Genomic DNA, 19,452 nt, shown 5'->3' on the forward strand with positions numbered 1-19,452 from the left:
ACGGGACGGAAACCCGTCGATGATAGACCGCGCGCATCGTCGATACACTAGGCTGGAAGCCATTGCCCGGAGTCCGCCATGACCCGCACCGTCCTTGTCACCGGCGCCAACCGGGGCATCGGCCTGGCCTTCGCGGGCCAGCTGCTGGCGCGCGGCGACCATGTCGTCGCCACCTGCCGCCACCCCGGCAAGGCCGCCGCGCTGAACGCACTGGGCGGAGAGCATCCCGGCCGGCTGCACGTGCTGCCGCTGGACGTCGCCAACGACAAATCCCGCGCCGAGCTGGTGCGCGAACTGCCGCTGGTCCTCGGAGGGGAGGGACGCCTGGACCTGCTCATCAACAACGCCGGCGTGCTGCATTCGGGCGAGCGCTTCGGCCAGCTGCGGCAGGAGACGCTGGAAGACAGCCTGCGCATCAACGCCATCGGCCCACTGCTGCTGGCGCAGGCGCTGGCGCCGTTGCTGCGGGACCGCGACCGCCCTGTCGACAGCAGCGAGAATGTCGCGGGCACGGGCGCCGCCGGAGCCGCGATCAACCAAGCGAATCAGGTGGAGCGACTTGATCACGGCTCCGGTGGCGCCCGAGCGGCGGATACCACAAGCAGCGGTCTTGACCTGCGTTCGGGCATCGCGGGCAGCGGCGGCGGCAGGGAGGCGCTCAAGTCGCTACCCGATACCCGCTTGGTTGATCGCCTCCCTGCCGCCGCCGCTGCCTCCGGTTGTCCGGTCATCGCGAACCTCAGTTCGCAACTCGGCTCGATTGCCGGCGTGACCCGCTTCGGCGCGCCCAGCTATGCCATCAGCAAGGCCGCGCAGAACATGGCCAGCGCGCAGCTTGCGCAGGCGCTGGCACCGCGCGGCATCGTGGTGCTGGCGCTGCATCCGGGCTGGGTGCAGACCGACATGGGCGGCGAGAAAGCACCCGATGCGCCGGCCGACGTGGTCGCCGGCATGCTGCGGTTGATCGACGCCGCCACGCCTGCGCAGTCCGGCGGCTTCTTCGACTGGCGCGGCGAACGTCTGCCGTGGTGAAGCCAAAGGCCTGCTTCGCCTGACCACACGACCCCAACCCTTTCCTCCGCTGCGCGAAAGCCAGGCCCGGAAGCCCCATGCACGTCATCCTGCATCGCCCTGAAATCCCGCCCAATACCGGCAACGTGATCCGCCTGTGCGCCAATACCGGCGCACGGTTGCACCTGGTGCGCCCGCTCGGTTTCGACATCGACGATCGCCAGCTGAAGCGCGCCGGGCTGGACTACCACGAGTACGCGCGCATGCGCGTGCACGACGACCTGGACGCCGCGCTGGCCGCCATCGCCGCCGAGGCCGGCGCGCCGCCGCGCGTGTTCGCGCTGTCCACGCGCGGGCGCGTGCGTTTCGATGCGCCAGACTACCGCGAGCACGATGCCTTCCTGTTCGGCAGCGAAACCGCGGGACTGCCGCCGGAGGTGCTGGCGCGCGTTCCCGAAGCGCAGCGCCTGCGCCTGCCGATGCGGCCGGGCAACCGCAGCCTCAACCTGTCCAACGCGGTGGCGGTGATGGTGTTCGAAGCGTGGCGGCAGGCGGGGTTCGCGGGCGGCGAATAGGGCCGGAGGCAAGCGCGCGCGAAGTACAACAAGCAACCCGAATGACGGCTGTACCGCGCCGGGCGGGATTCAGTCCATGTTGTGACCGGGCGCAAAGAATGCCCGCAAGTCCCGCCGGTCCGGCTGGACGGACAACAACAACATGGAGGTCCACCTCATGAAGCGTCACATCCTTGCCTTCGCCCTCGTCGCCAGCCTGCCCTTCGCCGCCTCCGCGGCCGACGGCATCAAGTACAACTACGTGCAGGGCGGCTACGTCGCCACCAATACCGACGCCGGCGACGCCGATGGCTGGGGCGTGCGCGGTTCGGTGGCCGTGCATCCGAACTTCCACCTGTTCGCCGACTACGCCAACCAGAAGATCGACAACACCAGCGTCGATTTCGACCAGTGGCGGGTGGGCGGCGGCTACAACCGCAGCATCTCCGACCGCACCGACTTCGTAGGCCAGCTGGCCTACGAGAAGGTGGATGCCGGCGCCGGCATCAAGGCCGAGGGCTACAGCGCCGAAGCCGGCGTGCGCAGCATGATGACCCCGAACATCGAGGGTTACGCGATGCTGGGCTACCAGGACGGCGACGACTTCGACGGCGATGCCTATGGCCGCCTGGGCGCAGCGGTCAAGTTCAACCAGAACTGGGGCGCCACCGCCGAGGTCAAGCTGGTCAACGGCGGCGACACCCAGTGGTTCGTGGGCCCGCGCTTCACCTGGTAAGGCGATCGCCCCACCAAGCAAAACGCCCGGCATTGCCGGGCGTTTTCTTTTGCGCGCCGCGCGACCCACGCCGCGGCATCGACCCAACTCAACCGAACAGCGACTGCGGGTATTCCGCCTTGCGCTCGCGCGCCATCAGCCGCGCCAGCCCTTCCGCCGGCGTGACCGTGCCGTGCAGCACGTCGCGCACGCCTTCGGCGATCGGCAGTTCGATGGCGTGCGCATTGGCCAGCCGCATCACCTCGTCGGCGGTCTGCAGGGATTCGACCACCTGACCGATCTCGCGCACCGCGTCGCTGATCGAGGCGCCGCGCCCCAGCGCCAGGCCCAGCCGGCGGTTGCGCGACAGGTCGCCGGTGCAGGTCAGCACCAGATCGCCGAGGCCGGCCAGGCCCATCAGGGTTTCCGGGCGGCCACCGAGGGCGATGTTCAGGCGCAGCATCTCGTTGAGGCCGCGGGTGATCAGGCCGGCGCGGGCGTTCAGCCCCAGGCCCATGCCGTCGGCGACGCCGGTGGCGACCGCCAGCACGTTCTTCATCGCCCCGCCCAGCTCGGCGCCGCGCATGTCGTTGCCGGTGTAGGCGCGGAACGCCGGGCCGTGCAGCGCATCGGCGACCTGCTGGCAGAAGCCGGCGTCGTCCGAATGCACGGTCAGCGCGGTGGGCAGGCCCTCGGCTACTTCCTTGGCGAACGACGGCCCGGTGACCACGGCCAGCGGCACGTCATCCCCCAGCACCTCGCCAGCCACCTCATGCAGGAAGCGGCCGCTGCCGGGCTCGAAGCCCTTGGTGGCCCAGGCCACGCCGGCATGCGGCGGGCGCAGCGGCGCCAGCGCGCGCAGCGTTTCGGCGAACGCGTGCGAAGGCACCACCACCAGCACCAGGTCGGCATCGGCCAACGCCTCGTGCAACGAGGTGGTGGCGCGCAGCGCCCCCGGCAGGGCGATCCCGGGCAGATAGCGCGGGTTCTCGCCAGCGGCCTCCACGGCCGCCACGGTGGCGGCGTCGCGCCCCCACAGCACGGTGGGGTGGTCGTGGCGGGCGATCAGCGCCGCCAGCGCGGTGCCCCAGGAGCCCGCGCCGAGGACGGCGACCTTCGGTTTTGCAGACGCCGTCATGCGTCGCGGATCAGGCGTTGCCGGCGGTTTCGGCGTCGGCCAGCGAGTCGCCCTGCTGCGACATCTGCGCAACGCGCTGGCGCAGGGTCTCGGCGTACAGCGCCTCGAAGTTGATCGGCTGCATCGGGAACGGCGGGAAGCCGCCCGAGGTGATCAGCTGGCCGATGATGGCCGAAGCGTAGGGGTAGAGGATGTTCGGGCACTGGATGCCCAGCATGGCGTCCAGCATCTGGTCGTCCATGCCGCCCAGGCCGAACACGCCGGCCTGCTCGACTTCCGCCAGGTAGGCGGTCTTGTCGTTCAGGGTGCAGGTCAGGGTGATGCCCAGGCTGACCTCGAACGCGTTCTCGGCCAGGCGCTGCACCTTCTGGTTCAGCTTCATCTGCAGGTCCGGCTGGCCCTGTTCGTTGAACACCTGCGGCGCGTTCGGCGCTTCGAAAGAGACGTCCTTCACGTACAGCTTTTCGACGGTGAAGGTCGGGCCCTGCTGGGCGTCGGCGGCCGGCGCGATGCCGTTCAGGTTTTCATCGGACATGGGAATTCTCGAGTGCAGCGGAAGAATGGGAAACGTCGATTATCGCACCGAACGCGGCGCGACCCTTTCGACGTGGGGCGTGCGGGCGCGGAACACAAGCCCGGCGCGATGCCGGCTCAGCGGCCTTTGACCAGCGGCAGGTCGGCGGCCTGCCAGGCCTGGATGCCGCCCTCGAGCACGCTGACCTGGGCGAAACCGGCCTTGCGCAGGCGCTTGGCGGCGCCGCTGGCGGTCTGCCCGACCCGGCACACCAGCACCACCGGCAGCGCCTTGGCGGCGGCCAGCTGCTTGTGTTCGGGATCGAACTGGCTGGGCTGGACGTTCTTCGAGCCGGCGATGTGGCCTTTCTCGAACTCGCCGGGCGAGCGCAGGTCCACCACCAGCGCGTTGTCGCGGTTGATCAGGCCGGTCAGCTGGGCCGGGCCGACCCGGCGCACGCCGCCCAGCAGGTTGGCAAGCTCGTTGCCGATCAGGGCGATGGTGATGCCGGCCAGGGCCAGCGAAAGCATGGGGTGGCGGCCGGCGAAGGCGGCCAGTTCGGCGAAGGTCACGGCATCGACCGGTCAAGGCGGGGCGGCAATTGTAGCCGCAGCGCGCGCCTCATTCGCCCCACAGGTCCGGCAGGCCGCTGACCAGCCACCAGCTGCGGGAAGCCTCGTCGTAGCGCCAGCGCTCGCGGTAGCGCACCGTGCGTTCGGCCAGGGTGTTGCGGTTGATGACGCCGATCTCGATGTCGCGCACCACCTCGCCGTTGCCCAGGGTGGTGCCGCCGCTGTCGCGGTAGGAGGAGATCTGCACCTGCTGGTAGCGGGAGAAGTCGATGTCGGTGAGCGGGTGTTCCTTGCGCACCTTGGGATCGACCAGGTTCCAGGCGCCTTCGAAATCGCCCCAGCGGATCGCCGCCGAATAGCTGTACTGGGCCTCGTCCAGCGCGCTGCCCTTGCTGGCGGACTTCGGGCAGCCGGCCAGCAGGGCCAGGCAGCACAGCAGCAGGCAGCGCAGCAGCAGTCTTTGCATCGGGGTTCTCCAGCGGGGGACGACGCATCCTAACCGCTCGCGGGCAAGGCCCGCCGCCGGCGCCGGAATCGCTCAGTCCTTGCCGATCGCCACGTAGCGGCCGGTGTAGGTCGCCGCCACGCCGCCGTCGGCGAGCAGCGTCCGCGCCTGCAGGCGGATGCCGGCGCGGCCCTGCCGGCGCAGCGTGTCCACCAGCGCGGCGTGCTCGACCGCATCATCGAACGCGGCCTCGACCACGATGTCCTCGAACACCGGCTTGAGATAGCGCACCCGGCTGTCGGCCACGAACACGTCGGCGTGCAGGCCGGCGGTTTCCAGCTCCAGCGACACCAGCCCCCACGCGGCGATGGTCATCAGCGACGACAGGCTGCCGCCGAACGCGCAGTGCTTGTCGTTGACGTTGGCGGCCAGCGGCGCGCGCAGGCGCAGCACGCCGTCGCGCCAGTCCAGCACCTGCGGCCGCATGGCGGCCACCGGCGGCATGCCGGCGAAATGCCGGGCCAGCGCGTCCAGCGCAGAAGCGGTTGTTTCGATTGCATCCATGCGCGCAGCCTGACGCAATCGTCGGTGCCATGCCAAGCTGTATGCATGCCGCGCCTTGCCGATCAAGCACTTCCGCTTCAACACTGGACCGTACTGTCGCTGCGACCGCGCGGACAGCACGCCGGTCTGCGCGCGGCGGCGGCACGATCCGGGGCGCGCCTGCGCGCGGTATCGCCGATCGCGATCGCTACGCTCGACACCGCCGACGCGCGCCAGTCCCTCGCCGCCGCGCTGGGCGCCGACATCGTGCTGTTCACCAGCCCGAACGCGGTGCGCGCGGCGGCGGCACTGGCGCCGCTGCACGCACGTCGCGGCCAGCCCTGGCTCGCGGTCGGCGCCGGCACCCGCCGCGCGCTGGCGCGCTGCGGGATCGCCGCGGTGGCGCCGGCGCGGATGGACAGCGAGGGCCTGCTGGGCCTGCCGCAGCTGGCCGACGTGCGCGGCAAGCGCATCGGCCTGGTGACCGCCCCCGGCGGCCGCGGCGTGTTGGCGCCAACGCTGGCCGCGCGCGGCGCGACGGTGCGGCGCGCGGACGTGTACATGCGCCGGAGCGTGGCCCTGTCGCCCGCGCAGCGCGCCGCGCTGGACGATGCCGCGCGTGATCCCGGCCGCGTGCTGCTGGCGCTGAGCAGCGGCGAGGCGCTGGACGCGCTGCTGGCGCAGGTGCCGGCGCGCGGCCTGCGCGACATCGCGGTGGTCGCCGCCAGCGCACGCCTGGGCGACGCCGCCCGCGCAGCCGGCTTCACCCGCATCGCGGTCGCCACCGATGCGCGGCCGGCCGCGCTGCTGCGCGCAGCCGCGGACGCCTTCGGCCAGCCCGATTAACATCATCGCCGTGGACACGCCCGATACCGCCGCCCCCGCTTCCACGCCCGCGCACCGCTCCCGCGCCGGCGGCCTGTTGCTGCTGGCCCTGCTGCTGGTCGCCGCCACCGCCGCGGGCCTGCTCGGCTGGCAGCAGTGGCGGGCGCTGCAGGCGCAGGCGCAGGCCCGCGACCAGCAGCAGCGCGACGCGCTGGAGGCCCGCATCGACGCCCTGCGCCAGGGCCAGCGCGGCCAGGCGCAGCGACTGCAGCAGGCCGAGGCCACCAACCGGGTGCTGCGCGACGAACTGCTCGGCCTGGGCCAGCGCGCCGCGGCAATCGAAGACAGCGTTTCCAAGCTGGCCGACCCGGATCGCCACGGCGCGCAGGCGCTGCGCCTCGATCAGGTGGAGCTGCTGCTGGCGATCGGCCAGCAGCGCCTGCAACTCGACGGCGACCTCGACGGCGCACGGCGCGCGCTGGCGCTGGCGGCGCCCCTGCTGGCCGCGGTGGACGATCCGGCCTGGCTCAACCTCAAGCAGACGCTGGCACAGGAGCGGGCGGCGCTGGAGGCGCTGGGATCCGATCCGCGCACCGTTGCGGACGGCTTGCTCGACCAGCTGGTCGCGGCGATCCCGCTGGCGCCCCCCGCCAGCAGCGCCGCAGCCGCAGCGAAAGCCGCGCCCTGGTACGCCCGCGTGCTGGATCGGATCGTGCACGTGCAGCCCACTGCCGGTGCCGGCCTGCGCCACTCCGCCGATCGCCAGGCCGCGCTGGCTGCGCTGCAGCTGGAGGCCACGCTGGCGCGGGCCGCCATTGCCCGCCGCGACGCGGCCGGCCTGCAGCAGGCGGTGGTCCGCATCGACGGCTGGCTGCGCCGCCTGTTGGCCGGCTCGCCGCAGCTGGCGCAACGCCAGCGCCTGAGCGCGCAGCTGCGCGCCGTCGCGCTGGATCCGGCGATGCCCCTGTCCGGCAGCACCCTGGCGCAGCTGCGCGCGCAGCGCGACGGTTGAGCCGCGGAGCATCGCCGCACCTGCCCGACCACGCGCAGCGTGGACATCCCGTTGCACGCGGCTGCGTACACTGGCCCCATTCCGCGCATCGACGCACGCACCGCGTCCGCCGCCGCGCGGGTCCTGCACACCCGGGAGGCACCATGAACCTGTTCCGCAACGTGCTGCTCTGGCTGCTGCTGGCGGTGCTGGGCGCCGTGCTGGTGCAGTTCCTGCTGCAGGACCCGGGCTATCTGCTGGTGCGCTACCGCGGCACCGACTACAGCACCACCCTGGCGGTCGGCGTCGGCCTGCTGCTGGCGGGACTGTTCGCACTTGCCCTGCTGTGGACCCTGCTGCGGCTGCCGTTCCGGCTGTGGAACCGGCGCCGCCGGCGGCGCGCGCGGGCGCAGCTGGTCGATGGCCTGGCGGCGTACGAACGCGGCGACTACCTGCGCGCCGGACAGCTGTTGCCGCAGGCCGCAAACGATCCCGCGCTGGAAGCCGTTGCGCGTGCGCAAGCGGCACGCGCCGCATTCGAGCGCGGCGACGACGCTGCAGGCGAGGCGCTGCTGGCGGGATTCGAACACCGCCACGCCGGCATCCGCGCGGTAGTGCAGGCCGAACGCGCGCTGGCCCGGCAGCAGCCCGAAGCCGCGCTGCATGCGCTCGACGCCACGGCCGCGCAGCCGCTGCCGCCGCGCGGCCTGTGGCTGCGGGCGCAGGCGCTGGTGGCCAGCGGACGCAGCGCCGAGGCCTACGGCCTGCTTGGCGCGCTGCGCCAGCAGCAGGCGCTGCCGGCGGCCGAAGGCGAATCGCTGCCGGCACGCTGGGCGGCGCAGGCACTGCGCGAGGCCGAGGACGGCAACGCCATCGCCGGGCTGTGGGACGCCCTGCCGCCAGCGCTGCGCACCCGCCCCGAGGTGGCTGCCGCCTATGCCGGCCGCGCCGCCGCGCTGGGTTGGCACGAGGCGGCCGCGGGCAGCATCGAGCGGGCGCTGGAGACCGGCTGGGACGAGGCGCTGGTCGCGCTGTACGGCCAGCTCGACGACGACCGCCTCGACACCCGGCGCGCCCAGCTCGAACGCTGGCTGCAGGCGCGCCCGGCCAGCCCGGCGCTGCTGCTCGCCAGCGCCCGCATCGACCAGCGCCAGGGCCGCTGGCTGGCGGCGGAGGACGCGCTGCATCGCGCCATCGCGGCAGGCGCAGGCGCGCCGGCATGGGAAGCGCTGGGCGATGGCGCCGCGCGGCTGGACGACCACGTTCGCGCGCAGCGCTGCTATGCCAACGCGCTGCGCAGCCTGCGCGGGGAGACCGTGCTGGAGCCGGCAGAGCCGGCGCCGCAGGCGCTGCCGCTGGCCGCGCAGGTGGAAACGCGCGACCCGTACGGCACGCCGGGCCTGTCCGACTGATCCGGCCCGCACCGCGGCGCGTCATCGCCCGCGCGCGGTTCGGCGAAAATAGCGCGCGCCTTGCCCGTATCCCGCGCCGCCGCGCATGCAGCCGCGACCCCACGCGCGGGCAGCCGCCCCTTCACTTCTTCGGATGCCTCCGATGCTCAATATCGTCGTCGCCGCGCTGTGCAGCGTGCTGGTTTCCGTCCTGCTCAAGCTGGCCCGGCGGTTCGATGTCGACGTCGGCCAAGCGGTGGCCTGGAACTACGTCGCCACCAGCGCGTTGACCCTCGCCGTGCTGCAGCCGGCGCTACCCCCGCTGCAGCAGGCGGACACGCCGTGGCTGACCCTGGCGGCCCTGGGCCTGCTGCTGCCAACCATCTTCCTGGCGCTGGCCGCTTCCGTGCGCCATGCCGGCATCGTGCGCAGCGACGCGGCGCAGCGGCTGTCGCTGCTGATTCCGCTGCTGGCCGCGTTCACCCTGTTCGGCGAGACCCTCGCGCCGCTGAAACTGGCCGGCTGCGCGCTGGGCCTGCTGGCGCTGGCCGGCCTGGTCTGGCGCGATGGCCCCACTGCGGACGGCAACCGTGCGGCCCGCTGGGGCTGGCCGCTGGCGGTGTTCATCGGTTTCGGCGTGATCGACGTGCTGTTCAAGCGCATGGCCGCCGGCGGCCTGCCGCTGGGCAGCGCGCTGCTGGCGGTGTTCGCGCTGGCGCTGATGGTCGCCTTCGCATGGCAGCTGGCGCGGCGGGCGCGCTTCACCCTGCGCAGCGCGCTGGGCGGGCTGCTGCTGGGCGCCGTCAACTTCGCCAACATCCTGTTCTACCTGCGCGCCCACCGCGCGCTGCCGGACAGCCCCTCGCTGGTGTTCGCCAGCATGAACCTCGGCGTGGTGGCACTGGGCGCGGTAGCCGGCGTGGCGTTGTTCCGCGAACGCCTGGGCCGGATCAACGCCGCCGGCCTGCTGCTGGCGCTGGCGGCGATCGCGCTGCTGGCGCTGGGCTGAGCGGCGCAACTCCTACAATGCCCGCATGGACATCCCCGACATCGACAGCGTCCGCGACTACCTCACCGGCCTGCAGGACCGCATCTGCGCCGCCATCGAAGGCGCCGACGGCAGCGCGCGCTTCATGGAAGACGCGTGGACCAAGGACCCCGCCAGCTCGCCGATCCGCGGCGGCGGGCGCACCCGCGTTCTGCGCGATGGCGCGGTGTTCGAGCAGGCCGGCATCGGTTTTTCCGACGTGGCCGGCGACCGCCTGCCGCCTTCGGCCAGCGCCGGTCGGCCGGAGTTGGCCGGCGCCTCGTGGCGCGCCGTGGGCGTGTCGCTGGTGTTCCATCCGCGCAATCCGTTTCTTCCGACCACGCACGCCAACGTCCGCCACTTCCGCGCCGAGCGCGACGGCGAAACGGTGGCGTGGTGGTTCGGCGGCGGCTTCGACCTGACGCCGTTCTACCCGTTCCTTGATGACGTGTTGCACTGGCACCGCACCGCGCGCGCGCTGTGCGAGCCGTTCGGCGGCCAGGCGCGCTACGACGCGCACAAGCGCTGGTGCGACGAGTACTTCTTCCTGAAGCACCGCGACGAGACGCGCGGCGTGGGCGGGCTGTTCTTCGACGACCTGCACGGCGACTTCGACGACTGCTTCAGCTACCTGCGCGCGGTCGGCGACGGCTTCCTCGATGCCTACCTGCCCATCGTCGCGCGCCGCAAGGACATGCCGCATGGCGAGCGCGAACGCCAGTTCCAGCTGTACCGGCGCGGCCGCTACGTGGAGTTCAACCTGGTGTTCGACCGCGGCACCCTGTTCGGGCTGCAGAGCGGCGGTCGCACCGAGTCGATCCTAATGAGCCTGCCGCCGCTGGTGCGCTGGGAATACGGCTACCAGCCCGAGGCCGGAAGCGCCGAAGCGCAGCTGGCCGACTACCTGCGCCCGCGCGACTGGCTGGGCGAGGCGGCGGCCTGATCAGTCGCGCATCAGGGTGGACTTGCCGAACAGGCTTTCCACCAGGTCCACCGCGAGCTTGGCGGTGGCGTTGCGACGGTCCAGCGCGGGGTTCACTTCGACCAGGTCCAGCGAGCCCAGGCGGCCAGTGTCGGCGACCATCTCCATGATCAGCTGCGCCTCGCGGTAGTTCACGCCGCCGGGCACGCGGGTGCCGGTGCCGGGCGCGATGGACGGGTCCAGCATGTCCACGTCGAAGCTGACGTGCAGGTGGGTGTCGTCGTCCACGCCTTCCAGCGCTTCTTCCATCGCGCGGCGCATGCCGACCTCGTCGATGTAGCGCATGTCGTAGATGTCGAGGCCGTGTTCCTTGACCAGCCGCTTCTCGCCCGGATCGACCGAGCGGATGCCGATCTGGCGGACCTGCGCCGGGGTGATCGCCGGCGCCACGCCGCCCAGCGTGGTCAGCGCCTCCGGCCCCATCCCGCACAGGCAGGCCACCGGCATGCCGTGGATGTTGCCGCTGGGGGTAAGCGCGCTGGTGTTGAAGTCGGCGTGCGCGTCCAGCCACAGCACCCGCAGTTGTTTGCCGGTCTCGCGGCAGTGCGCGGCGACCGCGGCAATCGAACCGATGGCGAGGCAGTGGTCGCCGCCCAGCAGGATCGGCATGCGGCCGGCGCGCAGTTCGCGGATGCTGGTGTCGAAGACCCCGCGGTTCCACGCGGTGACCTCCGCCAGGTGGCGATAGCCGTCCACCGGCGGGCTAACCGGGTTGCGCGGGCCGGCGACATCGCCGATATCGCGTGCGTCCACGCCGCGCGCGGCGATCGCTTCCACCAGCCCCGCCACCCGCAGCGCTTCCGGTCCCATCGAGGCGCCGCGCCGGGACGCGCCGATGTCGGTGGGCACGCCGAACACGGAAACGGGCGGATAGGCACGGGTCATGGTGACTCCAGGCGCTGGCAAGAGCGCGGATGCGGGCGGGAGTGGTGCGCTTGTCAGCACCAAACAATCAACGTAAGACGTTGTTTTTATTTGGATCGACAAGCGATTTGTTAAGCAAGTGCCCCCAATTGTGCCCCCGTACCGCCCCAAAAGGCGCGTCAGGGGACATGGGAAGCTCCGGGGCAGAGTGTACCGCGAGCGAATCCGCGCCTCCGCCTCAGTAAGCAGCCGGACATCACCCTCCTGACCGAACCAGCACCTACCTGGCGTTTACCCGTAAACAAGGGAGATCATCATGTCGAAGTGGACTTGGATCGCGATTGCTGCCGTTCTGGTCATGCTGCTCGGAAATATGGCGCGTTACACAGGAAAGGGCACCGGGGCCGGGGATCTCGCGAGAACTGCGTTAACCGAGACTTACGACGAATGCACTGAGCGCTATGCCGTCCCTGCTCCAACAGAACTGACGACTCGCGCCGCTGTGACCTACTGCCACTACCGGACGGATCCTGCCGCACGCCCGATCGATAAAGCGTTGGCTGACTGCATGCTGCCAAAGTTGCCCTCAGTGCAGTCTGACATCGGTTTCCGGGTGGCGGTCGGCAACTGCGCTAGGGCGACCAGCGGTTAATCTCCCCCTGGGTGCATGCAAACGGGGCGTAGCTCAGCCTGGTAGAGCTCCGGTCTTGGGGACCGGCTGTCGCGGGTTCGAATCCTGCCGCCCCGACCATGGCTTCGGCAGTCTGCGTGTGTACTCGGCTATCCTCGTCCCCCACAAGGGGACCACATGGCGACCAACGAGGCATTCTCCCGGACACTGATTGACGCCCAGCTCGGCGACGTCGGCTGGAAGATCAGCGATGGCGTCAGTGCTCATTTCGAGTATCAATTGTCTGACGGCACCAAAGCCGACTACCTGCTGTGCGACCGCAACGGCCGCGGCTTGGCCGTGGTAGAGGCCAAGCGCAGCAGCGTTCACGCGCCGACCGCTGCCGACCAGGCCCGGCACTACGCGGGGCTGGCCAATGTCCCCTTCATCTTCCTGGCCAATGGCCGTGAAATCTGGTTCTGGGATTGGCGCAACGAGGCCCACCCGCGGCTGGTGTCCAGCTTCTACTCCCAGGCAGACCTGGAACGGCGTGTCGCCACGGCCGTGCAGCGTCGGGACCTGTTATCAGTCCCCATCGACAAACGCGTTGCCGGCCGCGATTACCAGCAAGCCTGTATCGACGCGCTATCCACCGAGATCCAGTTGGGCCGGCGCAGCCTGTTGGTCGAAATGGCCACAGGTACCGGCAAGACCCGCACTGCCGCCGCCTTCATCAAGCGCATGTTCGAGGCCAATGCCGCGACCCGCGTGCTGTTCCTCGTGGATAGGATCACCCTAGCAGGGCAGACCGAAGAGAACTTCACCGAATACCTCCCGGATCTCCCGAGTTACGTACTCAGGGCTGGACGTCGCTTTGACGACGCCAAGCGGATCACGATCGCCACCCTGCAGAGCATGGTGAACATCTACCGCGACTACTCGGCAGGGTATTTCGATCTGATCATCACCGACGAATGCCATCGCAGCATTTATGGGCAATGGTCGGGCGTGCTGCGGCACTTTGACGGGATCCAGTTGGGCTTGACTGCTACGCCTTGCGTCGCAGGTGAGGAACAGGCTGAGGACGACAAGGCCTTCGTGCGCGACACATTGCGCTTCTTTGGCGTGGACAAGCCCACCTTCAGTTATGGGATTGGCCAGGCCATCGATGATGGGTATCTGGTGCCGTATCAGATCTACAAGGCGAAGACTGTCAAGACGGCAGCAGAAGGTGGCTTCGAGGTCAAGAAAGAGGAACTGGACTGGTCGGCAATGGACGAGGTCACTGCCGTCGAATTGCGCGACGCATTCGGGGACAACAAGAGCATTACCGTCGACCCCAATGCCTTGGAACGCCGTTTCACTATTCCAGAGCGCAACCGCGCCATCGTGCGCGAGTTCCGTGAAGTCATGCGCAATGGCTATCTGGACGCCAAGGGCATTCAGCGTAAGCCGGTGCCTGGCAAGACCATCGTCTTTGCCGTAACCAAGCGCCACGCCGAGACCTTGGCGCGTCTATTCGATGAAGCCTTCGCCGACGAAAAGCCACATCCTGCCGTGCGCTACGCCGACTACGTGGTCTCCGACACAGGAGGCGACGACACTCGCGATGGCATGACGAAGATCCGCGCCTTCAAGAAAGAGAAGTACCCGCAAATCCTGGTGTCGGTGAACATGCTGGATACCGGCTTCGATTTCCCGGAACTGCAGAACCTGATCTTCGCCCGCTATACCAAGTCCGCCATCCTCTACCGGCAAATGCGCGGGCGTGGCGCACGCAAGGCGCCCGGCAAAGCCTTGTTCACCATGTTCGACTTCGTCGGCGTAACAGATATGCACGAAGGTGACGATCGCCCGGTCGAGGGCGGCGCCGTCCGCGTCAGTGAACCCAAGCCCCGCCCACAGCAACCCCGGCGCCTACTGGCATTGGATATCGACGATCAGATCGATCCGACCACGCGCGCCTGGCTCACCATGGACGCCGACGGCAACCTGGTGCAGCCGGAAGCGACCGAGGCACTGGCGCAGGCCATCGGTGCGCGCTTCGAGTCCTGGCTGCTGCCGCGTGAGGCGCAGTTCAACCAGGAACAGGTCCGCTGGCTGCGCTTGATCGGCAATACGCTGCGCGCCAATGCCGGCACGTTGGACGATTTCACCGCCGATCACCTGGATTTCTTCCAGTCCTTCACGGCGCTCGGTGGCCAGGCCGCGGCGGTTCGCCTGTTCGGCGGCGCGCTGGCGCTGGAAAATATGCTGGCCAGCCTGAGTCTTGCCGTGTTCTCAACCGAAGCGACGGGTCCCGGCCATTCTGGCGACGCCGTCTCCGCTTCCCTTCACTAGGTTCTACCCATGCCGATGACTCCCGAACTCCGCCAGAAGGTGGATCGCATTCGCGACGACCTGTTTGGCGGTGGCTATCCCGACCCGGTCAGCAATGCCGAGCAACTGGCGTTCCTGTTCTTCTTCTACCTGATCGAAGGGATCGACAAGCAGAACGCGGCCCGCGCGCGGGTGATGAAGCAGCCCTACACCAGCCTGTTCGCCGGCGAATGGACGTTGCGCAATCCGTTGAACGCACCTAACAAGGGCGACACGACGATCCCTGCCGAGCGCCTGCGTTGGTCGCTGTGGGCGCGCGGCCTGTCCGGTGAGAACCTGGTGCGTTTCGTCCGCGACGAAGTCTTCCCGTTCTTCGCTGATGTTGCCGCCGACAGTGCGGTGAACTTCATGGATGGTGCCCGTTTGGGTATCGATGATCCGGCCGTTCTATCGAAGCTGGTCACCGATGTGGACGGCCTGCGCCTGGACGAGGCTGACGCCGACACCAAGGGCGACCTATTCGAGCATGTGCTGCGCCAGATCAAGCAGGCCGGTGAACTGGGCCAGTTCCGCACGCCACGCCACATCATCCGCGCCATCGTGGACGTGGTGAGCCCGCAGATCGGCGAAACCATCTACGACCCGGCTGCTGGTACGGCCGGTTTCCTGGCGGCGGCCTACAACCATATTCGCCTGGCCAATTCGTCGGAGGCGGCCATCGAAACCGTCGAGTCCGATGGCAAGCCGCAACGGCGCGGTCTGGGTGACCGACTCAACCAGGCGCAGCAAAGCCAACTGGCTAACCGCACCTTCTACGGCAACGACGTCGATCCGAAGATGGTGCGTCTGGCGACGATGAACCTGACCCTGCGTGGCCTGCCGAACGTGCGGATCCTGCGCCGCAATGCGCTGACCAGCACCTTGGACGTGCAGCAGCGCGCCGACCTGGGCCTACCGGACGCCTACGACGTGGTACTGGCCAATCCGCCGTTCTCCGGGCGCGTTGACCGCGACCGGATCGTGGAGGACGTGAGGGTAGGGAACACTGGTGCCACCGAAATCCTGTTCCTGAAATACATGCTCGACTCGTTGAAGCCGGGTGGCCGCTGCGGGGTAATTGTTCCGGAGGGCGTGCTGTTCGGCTCGACCGGCGCGCACAAGGAAATCCGGCGCCTGCTGGTGGAGAACAACACGGTGGAGGCGGTGTTGTCCTTCCCGGGTGGCGTGTTCCAGCCGTATTCGGGGGTGAAGACCTCGGCGCTGTTCTTCCGCAAGGGCGGCAGCACGGATCGCGTACTGTTCCTGCATGCGGACAACGACGGCTACAAGCTGGACGCCAATCACGACCAACCGATCGAGGCGGACGATCTGCCGGCGCTGATCGAGGCGTTCCGTACCCGCGATGATCGCTGGGCGGAGTGGCATGCCGCAGGTTCGAATCCTGCCCCCGCTACCAATTTCGAGTGGGAGCAAAACTGGTGGTTTGCTACAGCGGAGACCTTGCGCGGAAACGACTACAACCTGAGTGCCAGTCGCTATCGACCGCTCAATGCGGCGCAGGTGGACCATCGCGATCCGCGCGAGTTACTGGACGAGTTGGCGGCCCTGGAAGCCGAGATTGCCATCGAGGTAGAGGCGCTGCGCGAGGCGTTGGCGGTTGACGCAACATGACATCGCGTTTTATTGCATTGGAGGACATCGCAGACATCAGCGCGGGAAATCCGGCGCCTCAAGATGCTGCAGACTTCTCGGAAGATGGTCAGCCATTCGTGCGAATGCAGGACGTTGGACGAGAACACCACACGCGCACGCTTACACATACCGCTGACAAGCTGACCGCGGACGCTGTTCGTCGTAATCGGCTTCGTCTCTATCCGGCTGGCACGCTTCTAATCCCTAAGAGTGGCGCATCAATCAACTTGAACCATCGCGCGCTGCTTGCGCGAGACGCTTACGTCGTTTCGCACCTTGCAACTGTTGTCCCAGATACTTCACGCGTTGACGCGGATTATCTCTACTTCTGGTCATTGACCTATGACCCGCGCAGCCAAGCGCAGACAACGAGCTTGCCATCGCTGCCGACTTCGCTGATCAAATCGGCACGGATCCCGCTGCCTCCACTCTCCGAACAAAGACGAGTCGTCGATCTGCTTTCCCGTGCCGAAGGCATTGTCCGCCTTCGCCGCGAAGCCCAACGCAAGGCCGCCGAACTGGTGCCCGCGCTGTTCCTGGAAATGTTCGGCGACCCGGCCAGCAATCCGAAGGGATGGCAGATGTATCGCATTGATGAGCTACTCGAACGATTTGAGGGAGGCAAGAACCTACAGGCTGGCGATGACGAATCAGCAACGTATCGAATCTTGAAAATTAGTGCAGTGACTTCTGGTCGCTATATCGAAAGCGAGTCCAAGCCTGCGCCGAACGATCTGATTCCAGCTCAATCGCATTTCGTCCGCACAGGCGACTTGCTGATTTCCCGTGCGAATACGGAAGCGTTGGTCGGTGCAACTGCGATCGTGGATCGCACTGACGGTAGGACATTACTTCCCGACAAGCTTTGGCGTTTCGTTTGGCGCAGTGATACAGCTATCGAGCCGAAGTTCGCGCTGCATTTGTTCCAACAGCCCGCCATTCGGAACAAATTGAGCCAGCTTGCTTCCGGCACCGGTGGCTCGATGAAAAACATCTCGCAAGCCAAGTTGAAGACTCTGGAATTGCCAGTTCCTCCGATCGAACTGCAGCGCCAGTTTGCTGCCAAGGCAGACGCGGTGCGCGGTATAGCAGCTCAGCAAGCGGCCGCACTGGCAACCGCGCAGGCCACATTCGACGCCTTGCTCCACCAGTCGTTTGCCGTCTCCTAACATCCGTTCTGGCCATGAAGCGAGATCTGATCAGTCGCGTCACACGCGTGCATTTTCGGGAATGGCTGGTCGGCTCAACCCTACGTGAGATCCATGACCTGTTCAGCGGCTATGGGTTCGAGAAGACGTTCATTCCGCAGGAGCTACTGCCGCAGGGCGAACGCCGCAGCGCCGTCGAGCACTTCTACGAGTCCGTGGATTGGTCAAGCCCGGAGCATGTGGCGCGTATGCTGCGGGTCTACGAAGACATCCTGTTCAAGATCGAGGATCGGAGTCTTCCTGACGTCAAGGAAATGCTCCGCCACCTGGAACGGGACGGCTATGTTCTGGAAGGGAACACCCTTGTCGCCAAAGGCCGGGGCGTCGGTCTTACCCCGGAGGTCCTCGCGTCTCTAGGAAGCCGGCATCTCGCCGAGCATGTTCAGCGGATCGAACGGTCCCTTGCCGACGATCCAGCGCAGGCGATTGGCAGTGCCAAGGAACTCCTCGAGTCCACGCTCAAGACCATCCTGGAAGGCTCGGACATCGAGTACGGCAAGAGTGACGAGATCCCGCAGCTCCTGAAGGCAGTTCAGACGACCCTCGAACTGGCCCCGACCGACATCCACGCACAGAAGAAGGGCGCGGACGTTATCAAGAGGACCCTGAGCAATCTTGGCTCCGTCGCCATCGGCATTGCGGAACTCCGCAACCTTTACGGAACCGGCCATGGCAAGAGCAGCAACCACAAGGGCCTCACCATCCGGCACGCCAGGCTTGCCGTCTCCGCAAGCGCGGCGCTGTGCATGTTTCTCCTCGAGACATACGAGGCCAGGACGCCATAGACCGTCCGGGCATTGGCCGACCTAGTCCAAACGCTTGAAATCGCCAGCGCGGGAGATGCTGTACACGAACGGGGGCTCTGTCGCAGTTGCCCGTTTACGCATCCCCGCTAGCGCACTGACCAACAACGCGGCCATTTCCTGCCCAGTCAGATCCTGGCGCGACAAGGTAAACACGCGCGCTTGCGCCAAGCGGATCATCGCCAGCTCGTGGGGATTCCGCCGCATGGCGCCGTCCTTCGTCAGCACAACCCAGCCGCGACGCGCGGTCTCCTGCAGCCATTCGACATCCGGAGCGTTCTGGTCGAACACGTCGTCATGGACCACGACCTGCGCACCGACCCCGCGCAGCGCCTCCACTACCCATTTGCCGCCGAGGCTGCGGTCGACGAAGAAGACCGGCTCACCAAGCGCGGCCTCAGGCGGCAAGGGGCTGCAGGCTCCGCAGGATGTCCTCGATCACAGCAGGCTCCAGGCCGTAGTCCTGGGCCAGGGAGGCAATGGATTCACCTGCCTGAAAACGCTCCCAGATGACTTCCGTGCGGATACCGCGCCCATCCAGCACCGGACGACCAAATCCTCGCTCCGGGTCGATCACCACGGCAGCCAAGGGATCAGGAGCGCCAGGACGGCGTGGCAGGTGCAGTTTGAACGGCACGCCAGAAGGATCGCGGTCTACCAGCTTCAGGTATTGCTGAATGACTTCCTTGATAGCTATCTGGCCATCCCTGGAGATGTTCAGCAAGCTGCCGTACTTCTCGATGAACAGATCGATGCCGTTGGTCTGGAACTCGTTGTCAGCCAAAGGATGATTGCTGGGATACCGCTTCCGCAGAAAGTCCACGGCGCTTCGCACCTGCTTCAGCTCGACCCCGTGTCCCTTGCGAATAGCTGCGAGCACCAGCAATTCCACCAGATTGACGAACGACAGGCGTCGCGCCTTCGGGTCCGCCGCGTTGATGACGGGCTGAAACCGGCGAGCCTCGTCCTTGACCTTGTACCGCTGGCCGAAGGCCCAGGCGCGCACCGTCGATGGCGGCAGGCGCAGGAACCTGGCGGCCTCGGCGGGCGAGTACAGCGGCATGTGGCGGATGTCGGCGACGGTAGGGCGGTTCATGGCCGGGCTCCAGATTGACCCAGTATACCGGGCCAGCTAGCCACAGCCCTCGCCCAGAGAGCCAGCCATGGTAGATCTAAGAAGGTGGCTGATTTTCGGTTCTTCTCCCAACTGAGGGGAAAGGCGCACGGCCGACCGGGCAGACTTGCTGA

General features: G+C 67.8%; 21 protein-coding genes and 1 tRNA gene. 14 read left to right on the forward strand and 8 right to left on the reverse strand.

Annotated features, from left to right (window positions below; all coding sequences use genetic code 11):
* Positions 1-78 precede the first annotated feature (78 nt).
* The 3 genes from SPK54_RS10560 (at position 79) to SPK54_RS10570 (ending at position 2,301) form a co-directional block, all read left to right on the forward strand.
* On the forward strand, positions 79-1,032 hold the full coding sequence (locus SPK54_RS10560) for an SDR family NAD(P)-dependent oxidoreductase (protein ID WP_330947861.1): 954 nt from the start codon (positions 79-81) through the stop codon (positions 1,030-1,032).
* A 77-nt stretch (positions 1,033-1,109) separates the two neighbouring features.
* A complete protein-coding gene (locus SPK54_RS10565) occupies positions 1,110-1,586 on the forward strand; it encodes a tRNA (cytidine(34)-2'-O)-methyltransferase (protein ID WP_330947862.1) in 477 nt (158 codons plus the stop codon).
* A 157-nt stretch (positions 1,587-1,743) separates the two neighbouring features.
* Entirely contained in the window at positions 1,744-2,301 is a 558-nt protein-coding gene (locus SPK54_RS10570; RefSeq protein ID WP_330947881.1) for a diffusible signal factor-reguated Ax21 faimly protein, read from the forward strand.
* An 88-nt stretch (positions 2,302-2,389) separates the two neighbouring features.
* Here SPK54_RS10570 and SPK54_RS10575 read toward each other — a convergent pair whose 3' ends face one another.
* The 5 genes from SPK54_RS10575 to SPK54_RS10595 form a co-directional block, all read right to left on the reverse strand.
* Positions 2,390-3,418, reverse strand: a complete 1,029-nt coding sequence (locus SPK54_RS10575; protein WP_330947863.1) for an NAD(P)H-dependent glycerol-3-phosphate dehydrogenase — start codon at positions 3,416-3,418, stop codon at positions 2,390-2,392.
* Between the two features lie 10 nt (positions 3,419-3,428).
* Positions 3,429-3,953: a protein-export chaperone SecB gene (secB, locus tag SPK54_RS10580; protein WP_330947864.1), complete on the reverse strand. Its 525-nt coding sequence runs from the start codon at positions 3,951-3,953 to the stop codon at positions 3,429-3,431.
* Between the two features lie 116 nt (positions 3,954-4,069).
* Complete coding sequence (locus SPK54_RS10585; RefSeq protein WP_330947865.1) at positions 4,070-4,504, reverse strand: rhodanese-like domain-containing protein; 435 nt, start codon at positions 4,502-4,504, stop codon at positions 4,070-4,072.
* Between the two features lie 49 nt (positions 4,505-4,553).
* A complete protein-coding gene (locus SPK54_RS10590) occupies positions 4,554-4,970 on the reverse strand; it encodes a hypothetical protein (RefSeq protein WP_330947866.1) in 417 nt (138 codons plus the stop codon).
* A gap of 72 nt (positions 4,971-5,042) precedes the next feature.
* Complete coding sequence (locus SPK54_RS10595) at positions 5,043-5,513, reverse strand: YiiD C-terminal domain-containing protein (protein ID WP_330947867.1); 471 nt, start codon at positions 5,511-5,513, stop codon at positions 5,043-5,045.
* Positions 5,514-5,558: 45 nt separating this feature from the next.
* Here SPK54_RS10595 and SPK54_RS10600 point away from each other — a divergent pair, with 45 nt between their 5' ends.
* The 5 genes from SPK54_RS10600 to hemF all read left to right on the forward strand — a co-directional run bounded on the left by SPK54_RS10600 (position 5,559) and on the right by hemF (position 10,669).
* Entirely contained in the window at positions 5,559-6,338 is a 780-nt protein-coding gene (locus SPK54_RS10600; protein ID WP_330947868.1) for a uroporphyrinogen-III synthase, read from the forward strand.
* Between the two features lie 10 nt (positions 6,339-6,348).
* Positions 6,349-7,329 carry a hypothetical protein gene (locus tag SPK54_RS10605; RefSeq protein WP_330947869.1) on the forward strand — a complete coding sequence of 327 codons (981 nt, stop codon included), beginning with the start codon at positions 6,349-6,351 and terminating at the stop codon, positions 7,327-7,329.
* 143 nt (positions 7,330-7,472) lie between these two features.
* Positions 7,473-8,720 (forward strand): heme biosynthesis HemY N-terminal domain-containing protein, encoded by a 1,248-nt coding sequence (locus tag SPK54_RS10610; protein ID WP_330947870.1) that lies wholly within the window; start codon positions 7,473-7,475, stop codon positions 8,718-8,720.
* Between the two features lie 142 nt (positions 8,721-8,862).
* Positions 8,863-9,708, forward strand: coding sequence for an EamA/RhaT family transporter (locus tag SPK54_RS10615; protein WP_330947871.1), 846 nt, complete (start codon positions 8,863-8,865; stop codon positions 9,706-9,708).
* Between the two features lie 31 nt (positions 9,709-9,739).
* Positions 9,740-10,669 (forward strand): oxygen-dependent coproporphyrinogen oxidase, encoded by a 930-nt coding sequence (gene hemF / locus SPK54_RS10620; protein ID WP_330947882.1) that lies wholly within the window; start codon positions 9,740-9,742, stop codon positions 10,667-10,669.
* Here the strand turns inward: hemF and rocF are convergent, their stop codons facing one another.
* The gene (gene rocF / locus SPK54_RS10625) at positions 10,670-11,593 is read right to left on the reverse strand and encodes an arginase (protein ID WP_330947872.1); all 924 of its coding nucleotides are present in this window, start codon (positions 11,591-11,593) and stop codon (positions 10,670-10,672) included.
* 295 nt (positions 11,594-11,888) lie between these two features.
* Here rocF and SPK54_RS10630 point away from each other — a divergent pair, with 295 nt between their 5' ends.
* From SPK54_RS10630 to SPK54_RS10655, 6 genes are all read left to right on the forward strand, one after another.
* Entirely contained in the window at positions 11,889-12,224 is a 336-nt protein-coding gene (locus SPK54_RS10630) for a hypothetical protein (protein WP_330947873.1), read from the forward strand.
* Between the two features lie 22 nt (positions 12,225-12,246).
* Positions 12,247-12,323 (forward strand) — tRNA-Pro (locus tag SPK54_RS10635).
* A 57-nt stretch (positions 12,324-12,380) separates the two neighbouring features.
* Complete coding sequence (locus SPK54_RS10640) at positions 12,381-14,522, forward strand: DEAD/DEAH box helicase family protein (protein ID WP_330947874.1); 2,142 nt, start codon at positions 12,381-12,383, stop codon at positions 14,520-14,522.
* Positions 14,523-14,531: 9 nt separating this feature from the next.
* Complete coding sequence (locus tag SPK54_RS10645; protein WP_330947875.1) at positions 14,532-16,172, forward strand: class I SAM-dependent DNA methyltransferase; 1,641 nt, start codon at positions 14,532-14,534, stop codon at positions 16,170-16,172.
* The gene (locus tag SPK54_RS10650) at positions 16,169-17,362 is read left to right on the forward strand and encodes a restriction endonuclease subunit S (RefSeq protein WP_330947876.1); all 1,194 of its coding nucleotides are present in this window, start codon (positions 16,169-16,171) and stop codon (positions 17,360-17,362) included. Before SPK54_RS10645 ends, SPK54_RS10650 begins: the two co-directional genes overlap by 4 nt.
* A gap of 14 nt (positions 17,363-17,376) precedes the next feature.
* Positions 17,377-18,186 (forward strand): abortive infection family protein, encoded by an 810-nt coding sequence (locus tag SPK54_RS10655; RefSeq protein WP_330947877.1) that lies wholly within the window; start codon positions 17,377-17,379, stop codon positions 18,184-18,186.
* Between the two features lie 21 nt (positions 18,187-18,207).
* Here SPK54_RS10655 and SPK54_RS10660 read toward each other — a convergent pair whose 3' ends face one another.
* Positions 18,208-18,612 carry a hypothetical protein gene (locus SPK54_RS10660; RefSeq protein WP_330947878.1) on the reverse strand — a complete coding sequence of 135 codons (405 nt, stop codon included), beginning with the start codon at positions 18,610-18,612 and terminating at the stop codon, positions 18,208-18,210.
* Positions 18,602-19,300 carry a DUF433 domain-containing protein gene (locus SPK54_RS10665; protein WP_330947879.1) on the reverse strand — a complete coding sequence of 233 codons (699 nt, stop codon included), beginning with the start codon at positions 19,298-19,300 and terminating at the stop codon, positions 18,602-18,604. Before SPK54_RS10665 ends, SPK54_RS10660 begins: the two co-directional genes overlap by 11 nt.
* Between the last annotated feature and the right edge of the window lie 152 nt (positions 19,301-19,452).

Source organism: Thermomonas sp. LB-4, from assembly GCF_036409385.1.
Taxonomy (GTDB): Bacteria; Pseudomonadota; Gammaproteobacteria; order Xanthomonadales; family Xanthomonadaceae; genus Thermomonas.

Excerpts from the sequence above, each read along its gene's own strand:
- SPK54_RS10560 (WP_330947861.1), top strand. The coding sequence starts at position 79 with ATGACCCGCACCGTCCTTGTCACCGGCGCCAACCGGGGCATCGGCCTG.
- SPK54_RS10565 (WP_330947862.1), top strand. The coding sequence starts at position 1,110 with ATGCACGTCATCCTGCATCGCCCTGAAATCCCGCCCAATACCGGCAAC.
- SPK54_RS10570 (WP_330947881.1), top strand. The coding sequence starts at position 1,744 with ATGAAGCGTCACATCCTTGCCTTCGCCCTCGTCGCCAGCCTGCCCTTC.
- SPK54_RS10575 (WP_330947863.1), bottom strand. The coding sequence starts at position 3,418 with ATGACGGCGTCTGCAAAACCGAAGGTCGCCGTCCTCGGCGCGGGCTCC.
- secB (WP_330947864.1), bottom strand. The coding sequence starts at position 3,953 with ATGTCCGATGAAAACCTGAACGGCATCGCGCCGGCCGCCGACGCCCAG.
- SPK54_RS10590 (WP_330947866.1), bottom strand. The coding sequence starts at position 4,970 with ATGCAAAGACTGCTGCTGCGCTGCCTGCTGCTGTGCTGCCTGGCCCTG.
- SPK54_RS10595 (WP_330947867.1), bottom strand. The coding sequence starts at position 5,513 with ATGGATGCAATCGAAACAACCGCTTCTGCGCTGGACGCGCTGGCCCGG.
- SPK54_RS10600 (WP_330947868.1), top strand. The coding sequence starts at position 5,559 with ATGCCGCGCCTTGCCGATCAAGCACTTCCGCTTCAACACTGGACCGTA.
- SPK54_RS10610 (WP_330947870.1), top strand. The coding sequence starts at position 7,473 with ATGAACCTGTTCCGCAACGTGCTGCTCTGGCTGCTGCTGGCGGTGCTG.
- SPK54_RS10615 (WP_330947871.1), top strand. The coding sequence starts at position 8,863 with ATGCTCAATATCGTCGTCGCCGCGCTGTGCAGCGTGCTGGTTTCCGTC.
- rocF (WP_330947872.1), bottom strand. The coding sequence starts at position 11,593 with ATGACCCGTGCCTATCCGCCCGTTTCCGTGTTCGGCGTGCCCACCGAC.
- SPK54_RS10630 (WP_330947873.1), top strand. The coding sequence starts at position 11,889 with ATGTCGAAGTGGACTTGGATCGCGATTGCTGCCGTTCTGGTCATGCTG.
- SPK54_RS10640 (WP_330947874.1), top strand. The coding sequence starts at position 12,381 with ATGGCGACCAACGAGGCATTCTCCCGGACACTGATTGACGCCCAGCTC.
- SPK54_RS10645 (WP_330947875.1), top strand. The coding sequence starts at position 14,532 with ATGCCGATGACTCCCGAACTCCGCCAGAAGGTGGATCGCATTCGCGAC.
- SPK54_RS10650 (WP_330947876.1), top strand. The coding sequence starts at position 16,169 with ATGACATCGCGTTTTATTGCATTGGAGGACATCGCAGACATCAGCGCG.
- SPK54_RS10655 (WP_330947877.1), top strand. The coding sequence starts at position 17,377 with ATGAAGCGAGATCTGATCAGTCGCGTCACACGCGTGCATTTTCGGGAA.
- SPK54_RS10665 (WP_330947879.1), bottom strand. The coding sequence starts at position 19,300 with ATGAACCGCCCTACCGTCGCCGACATCCGCCACATGCCGCTGTACTCG.